General features: G+C 42.1%; 3 protein-coding genes. All 3 read left to right on the top strand.

The window, feature by feature from the left end:
- The first annotated feature begins 630 nt into the window (after window positions 1-630).
- The 3 genes from H6G79_RS25765 (at window position 631) to H6G79_RS25775 (ending at window position 7265) form a co-directional block, all read left to right on the top strand.
- Window positions 631-2106 (top strand): NACHT domain-containing protein, encoded by a 1476-nt coding sequence (locus H6G79_RS25765; RefSeq protein WP_190592987.1) that lies wholly within the window; start codon window positions 631-633, stop codon window positions 2104-2106.
- Between the two features lie 507 nt (window positions 2107-2613).
- Complete coding sequence (locus tag H6G79_RS25770; RefSeq protein ID WP_190592988.1) at window positions 2614-6195, top strand: plasmid replication protein, CyRepA1 family; 3582 nt, start codon at window positions 2614-2616, stop codon at window positions 6193-6195.
- Window positions 6196-6281: 86 nt separating this feature from the next.
- Window positions 6282-7265: a site-specific integrase gene (locus H6G79_RS25775; RefSeq protein WP_190592989.1), complete on the top strand. Its 984-nt coding sequence runs from the start codon at window positions 6282-6284 to the stop codon at window positions 7263-7265.
- The last annotated feature ends 129 nt before the right edge of the window (window positions 7266-7394 follow it).

Below are 7394 nucleotides of genomic sequence, written 5' to 3' on the forward strand. Positions count from 1 at the left end.
GCTACTTTATTTAAGTTTTCTTAATATTTTTTTATAAATCTTAGGTTGAGCAGGGAGAGAAAATTTTCTGCTTGCCTCTCTTGATGCTCCATGAATAAATTTCTTATCCGACCCAATACCTCTCGGTTAAGGAATTAGGAGTGACTTTTACTCACGAAGTTATCATGGTTTCAAGTGTGCAACCTGCTCCATTTTTGACAGGATGAGAGCTTAACCGAAAAGTATTGTTATCCGACCCGTATTGCTTGTGCTGTCCAGCATACAGATTTGTCTTTGAGAACCCAACTACTGGAAGCTTCAGCTTGTCGTTGCTGTCAAGTTTTGGGTAAAGGTATAGTTTTTTAGTTATGCCTTCTTATCAAAAATCTTCTTCACTAGTATTGCTATTTTTTCTTTTTAGTGATACATAATTATTGTTTTAGGTTACTTTAAGTAACATTTATAGTGACTTAAGCCTTTCATGTTGACCGCGAAACTAAGAGGACTTGGAAAAACTACAACTTTAGACATAGATAAAGCAAATTTATCTTCGCACTTGCACAAAATATGTTACATCAATGTAAAATACATCTAACATCTATTCGTGAAAAACCAATACTATGAGTTGTGACTTAGGGTAAGAGTAAACCTATGGTTTTGCTTGTTAGACGTGGGAGAAAACCTCTCATTCTTCCAAAAGAACAGCAGTCCTCTGATTCACCATCTTTGCCATCTGTAACTTTTGAAGAAGCTGTAACAACAGTTAACAATTTAGTTTTTACCCAAAAACGACGATATTTGTCTGAGGCTGAGATTGTTGTACTGAAGGGAGCATGGAATAGTCAGGATTTTTCTGAAATAATAGCCCAGCAAACAACATACGCTGGCAATTATCTACAACGTCGCGTAGCTCCTCAGCTATGGACTTTGCTTTCTGAAGTTCTAGGGGAACCAGTAATTAAGCGAAAGGCGCGATTTCTGTTAGAGCAAGCTGTCAGAAAGTATTCTAATTCAGACCTATCCTCTGACATTAACAGTGAAGGTTCAGGTTCTATCAAAGGTCAGCCTCCTGACACATCTGTTTTTTATGGTAGAAAACAAGAACTATTGCAGTTAAAAAAGTTAATTAGCGACTATCGCTGTGTACCCATTACCGGAGTTCCTGGAATTGGCAAGAGTACTTTATCTGCAAAACTTTTATCGGATATTAGCTTAGAATCTTCACAAAAATTTGATTTTCTCATCTGGAAATCAATTACTCATCCAGTACCAATTCAGGATCTAGTGGCTGATTTAATTAAGCTAATCCACCCAATAGAACCATCTATAGTTTTACCTGACCAAACACAAGCAATTATTACTGTTTTAATTAAGCATTTACATTCACACCGTTGTTTAGTCGTTCTAGATGGCTTTGAAGCTTTATTCAGAGCTTCCAATTTAGAGCAACGCCTAGAGTATAAAATACTGATACGACGTTTATTAGAGGAAGAACATCAAAGCCGCTTCATATTAAATTGTCGTGTTTTTCCCAGCGATTTAAATACTGTCTTGAAATATAAACAAGCTATTACTTGCTTTCGATTGGAAGGATTAGACACAGAATCTGCAAGGCAATTCTTGACTGATCAAGGCTTAACAGATCAAGATAAATTACTCGACATAATTTATACTTATCGTGGTAATGTTGCAGAATTACAAGCAGTAGCCCAACGAATTAAATATTTTTTTGCTGGAAGTGCAGAAAAATTTTATCAGCACAAAACAACTTTTATTACCGATGAGTTTCAGTCAATGCTTGATGAAACTTTTAGTGAAGTCTTGACTCCGCTTGAACGATACATCATGGTTTACTTGGCAGAGAGAATATCTTTAGATGTAAGTTTTCTTAGCTTCAATAATTTATTGATTGAAATCAATTCTCAATATGATAACTCTGCTTCCACTTCAACAATAATTAAAGCCTTAGAAAACCTTGAAAGATTTTCATTAGTTGAGAGTATGAAAGACCCCAACACTAAGGAAATTAGCTTCACTTTACAACCCGTAGTCAAAAAATACATTACCCAAAATTCATTAGGGTTGTTGCCTGCTAATGCTTTTCCATCACCAGCAAACGCATCATGAAGGCAAACCCGACATACAAGTTTTCGAGCGCAAGCCCAAGACAGAATCAACGCCAAGGGCAGCTTGAGGAAAACCAAATAAAACTGGAGGTAACGACAACTTAACAATCAAAATCTTGCTAGATGCGAAAATAACCAATGTTCTGTAAGATCAAGCTGGTCATCAAAGGAGGTAAAAAAATATAAACGATTTAAAGGGCAAAACCTACTAAGGAGTTGGCCTTGCCCGGAAATTAGATAATTCAATAATTCCAGAGCGGGGTTGCTATTGGAATGACTAAGAAAGTGGCCGAAAGTTTGGCGACTGAAAACCACTAACTTGTCAGGAAAACACCCACGCTGCTTTACTTTGCCATTATAGCGACAAAGGCACAAGTACAGCTACTTTTTGCTGGCTACTTTTTTGCATTTTGGCAAAAAATTTATAATTTCATTATGTAAATTTTTATAAAGCAGTGTGAAAACCTCTCTCTGAAGCTGAAAATCATAGCTATCAGAGGAATCTACTGTGTTAAATAACCAATACCCCCAAGAATCGGGGATTGGAGCGCAAGTGTTATCTGAAATTTCAGATAGTACATTTTCTGAATACCCCAATAATCTAACAGCAGCCGAGTATCATGAATTGGCTGTTGCCAGTGCAATTCATCCTGAGATAATTGCCCGAAATTTCCGGCATATCGAAGGAGAAACCGTATATAGTTATTTGTTCATATCCCCAGCTATCCCCCGAAAAAATGCTGGACGAGTGACAGATGGTTTTTTAAAAGCGTACCAACATCTCACCACTGGAGGGATGTGGATATCGGGAGTTGACCCGCAACAAAACTGGGAACCAATGGAGTGGGGACGACTCAAACCCACCAACCCGCGTATTGACGGGGAAAAAGGTAAGCCCGTAAAGTACGAGTCACCGCCAAAAGTCCCAAACCGTGTTACTTATTTTGACATCCCCAACTGTATTTGGGATTCGGTGGCAAAACGTTACAATATCAAACGCTACCACTGCCCCCTGGCGCTGCGATTACAAGACAGACTGCATCCAATACTGTTCTGGGAGTGGGTACAGCGACACCCCGAAATACCTATAATTCTGTGCGAAGGCGAGAAGAAGGCGGCCTGTTTACTCAGTTTAGGATTTGCGGCGATCGCCCTCCCTGGTATCTGGAACGGACGAGTGGGAAAGAAAGATTTTGACGAAAGGCTGCATCCTGACTTATTACCACTGGCACAGAAGGGGCGAAAATTCATTATTCTGTTTGACTACGAAACCAAACCCAACACCCGTTGGTCGGTTTATCAAGCAACTGTAAGAACTGGTAAAACAATTGAGGCTGTTGGCTGTGCTTGTGAGGTGGCACTGCTGCCAGGGTCGGAGAAAGGCGTTGATGATTTTGTGGTTGCTAGAGGTGATGATGCCAATGCACTGTTGACAGCAATTATTGATGATGCTCACTCATTGAAAGATTATCAGCAATTGTTCCTCATCAAGCACCGGGGACTGAGAAAGTATAGACCAGATGCGCTGATCAATACAAAATATTTAACCCAAGCAGTTGCAGTTCAGGACAAAGAAACAACCAACATACCACAACAGACAGTATGTGTATTACAAACCCAAAAGCCAGAAAAACCTTTTGATTTTCTGCCTCAGCCAGAGCAGTCAGAGCAGCCAGAGCAACCAGAGGAAATACCCCCAGGTCATCGCGGAAAAATCAAGTACAAGCTCAAAAAATTGAGACAACAGCCACAACCCAAAAGTATTATCTTCCCAAAAACAGGCTTAGTGGTACTGATTTCTGACATGGGTACGGGGAAAACCGAATTAATGCGTTGGTGGCGTGATGCTCACCCTGACCAAAGATTTCTCAACAACGGGCATCGGGTGAATCTGCTGAAAAATCTGGCAGAACGTTTGAAAACCTTGATGTATTCTGACCTTGGTTATGCTGGCATGACCCAAGCACAAGCCCTCAGCATTACCATCGACAGTTTATATAAGTTAAACACCCAGGCCCTAACTTACGGCTGTATTTTCATTGACGAAACTTGCCAATACCTGACACACCTACTGCACAGTAATACTTGCAAGGAACATCGCGCACTCATACTGTCTGTATTAGAACATATTGTTTACAATGCGCCTTTAGTTGTCATCGCTGACGCACACATGGATGACATCACCATTGATTTTTTCATGGCCATGCGACCAGTTGGGGAGCAACCATACATTATTAAAAATGAATGGAAGAATGGAGAGCGCACCATCTATTGGTATGAGGGGATGGATTCTTCCGCGTTGGTGGCGCAAATCTCGGCGGCAATCATGATGGGTCAAAAAGTCATGGTGGTTTCGGATTCTAAACGATTCATCAAGAAACTTGACAAATCTTTGAGTATACAGATTTTAGAGTCTGACCCAATACCACAGGATCAAGAAGCTGCTACTTTATCTCTAAAACCACCTCATTCCCACACCCATAAATCTTTACGAGTTTGGTCTGTACATTCTGATAATTCCGGCAGTGATGAGAATGTGGCCTTCATTAAGGACATCACCAACGCTGTCAAGAATATAGATGTACTTCTAACTTCGCCTAGTCTGGGTACTGGTGTTGACATCTCACAATATCATTTTGATTTAGTATTCGGTGTCTTTCATGCAGTTTCCCAAACTGCCACCGAATGCGCTCAACAGCTGTGGCGTTATCGTCCCAAAGTGCCGATTCATGTTTGGGTAGCACCTCTTCCACCATTCGGTTACAAAGAAATCAACCCCACCAAAATCAAGGAAAGGATACTTCAAACGAATGAAATCACTGCTTTTCTCATCAAAATCGACCGGCAAACAGGTAAGCGCGGGGCTGAGAAAGATTGGGCATTAGACGCTTACTGTCAAATTCAAGCTGCACGTCACCAGTCAATCAATAACTTACGGGCTGACCTGAGATCGCTCTTGTCCGATATGGGCAATACTATTGTCCCAACCGGAGATCATCTTGATGTCGCAGCTTGGGAATCCTTAAAATATGCGGCTGATGCCCTGGATGCTGCTCATCATCAGTCTGTCGCCAAAGCCAATACCATTTCCAAGGGTGAGTACCGCGCACGGCAAAGTAAAGATTATCTTTCTCCCGATGAGGCTTACGAGTGTGAGAAATTCCGTATTTGGGATTCCTACGGTATGGAAGTCACTGAATCTCTTGTCGAGAAAGATAACGGCGGTAGACTCATAGGTGAGATCGCATCTTTAGAGGCCATCTTATCTTCATCCCCTTCTACAATCCTTGATTCTCGGACTAACCAACAATACCCTGCACCACCAGAATTTGTCAGTGCCAAAGACCTAGCCGAGCGAAATAAATTACCATTCTGCACAGATTGGGGTAATTACTCTGCCAAGTGGTTAGCTCGTTTCAACTTAGGACTACATGACATTCTCAAAAGGTTAGTAGCTGGTGAAGAAATTACTGCCGCCGACAAACAACTATTAAATATGACCCACATCGCAAAACAATGTGCTGCTCACATTAAAGCAATTTTGGGTTTTACTGTCCCGCCTGATTGCCAACCGATTTGGCTGTTGGCCACTTTAGTCGCGCAGTTGGGACTCAGTTTAGATTTTCGCAAATCTGGGCCTCGTGGAATGCAGGTTAAACTATTTTCGCTTTCTAAGTCGGAATTAGATTTTGCATTACAAGTTATCGCTCATCGTCAACAGCAACGAACTGATTACGCTCAAACACAGTCCTCGCAAGGAGTTGAACCTGTTTCTTCTCCCGTATCCACCCCCCCCATAAATGGTATAGGAAATCCCTTAGTTGAGGGGGTGGATACTACGCTGGCTCGACCAGATCCAAATAACAGAATTACACTACTTCACTGTGTTGAAATGCTTCGCTCTGGTATTACCAAAGGAGCCGATGCTATCAAAGGAATTCTCAAGCGATGGGCTACTGATTGGCGATGGCAGGTCGTTCTTGAACTGGAGGCTCTAGCACAGGATGAATTGCCGGATCTATCCCAAGCATTTCCCCAGTTTTACGATTGGCTGTCTGAGGATGTACTGCCAATGGAAAACATAACTTAGTAATTATTGAGATCGGTGTTGACCTTTTCGGAGAAAATATTACTTATGAGAATCTCACTTTTGAGAATTGTCATTCCGATAAGTCAATGTCTGAATCTATTGAAAGCTCGTTCACTTCCCCCCTGCTTCTCCCGGCTCCTATACCTCTGCTTGAACACCCAGCAGAGGTATATTTAGCATCCCTTTCCCCTGGTTCACGCAAGTCCATGCGCTATGCTTTGGATGCTGTTGCACGGTTGTTGACAGATAATACCTGTGATGCAATGACCCTCAACTGGGCGGCTGTGCGCTACAAGCATACCGCCGCCATACGTGCTGCCTTCAGTCAAAAGTATGCACCAGCTTATGTTAACAAGCTGTTATCTGCTGTGCGGCGAGTTTTAAAAGAAGCTCTGCGGCTCGAACTAATCGATGCTGTTGATTTTTCTCGTGCTGTAGATATAAAAAACCTGAAAGATAGCCAGCAGTTGCGGGGGCGGATCATCAGCCAAGAAGAAATTAATGCCCTGATGCAAGTTTGTTTTGATGACCCGACTCCTGGAGGTTATCGAGATGCTGCCCTCATTGGTATCTTGCGTGGTTGTGGGGTTCGTCGCTCCGAGTTAGTGAATTTAAATGTAACTGACCTGGACTTGAAGACTGGGGCGGTCTTTGTTCGTCATGGCAAGGGAGGAAAAGACCGGACAGTGTATTTACCCGAAAGCGGTTTGTCTGTTGTGGGCGATTGGCTCTCCCTTCGAGGACGAGAAGATTCTCCATTGCTATGCCAAGTCAACAAATCAGGACGAATTGTTCGGCAACGCCTCACCTCCCAAGCTGTGCTGTTCATTTTGCTCAAGCGCGGTCAACAAATTGGAGTAGAGAACTTTTCCGCCCATGATTTTCGCAGAACTTTCATCTCCGAACTGCTTGATTCTGGGGAAGATATCTCTACAGTACAAAGGTTGGCAGGACACGCCAATACTAACCAGACTGCTAGGTATGACCGTCGCGGGGAAGAAACTAAACGTCGCGCTGTTCAAAAGTTGACTATCCCTGTTCGGTCAAAAAAATCTGTGAACTCAATGTAGTTTCTATACGCTGCTCTATAGAACCCATTTGGGATCTATGAAGTAGCTAACCGTTTGAGCATAAGTCTGACAAAACAGAGATGAATTTTAGTCGTCGCATTCTCCAAAGTTCTTTCAAAATTTTTGACC

The sequence above is a fragment of the Anabaena sp. FACHB-83 genome, from assembly GCF_014697485.1.
In the GTDB taxonomy this organism is placed as follows: domain Bacteria; phylum Cyanobacteriota; class Cyanobacteriia; order Cyanobacteriales; family Nostocaceae; genus Nostoc_B.

What these genes read in the sequence shown, in the direction of transcription:
- H6G79_RS25775 (WP_190592989.1), top strand. Translation starts at nt 6,282, where the DNA reads ATGTCTGAATCTATTGAAAGCTCGTTCACTTCCCCCCTGCTTCTCCCG.
- H6G79_RS25765 (WP_190592987.1), top strand. Translation starts at nt 631, where the DNA reads ATGGTTTTGCTTGTTAGACGTGGGAGAAAACCTCTCATTCTTCCAAAA.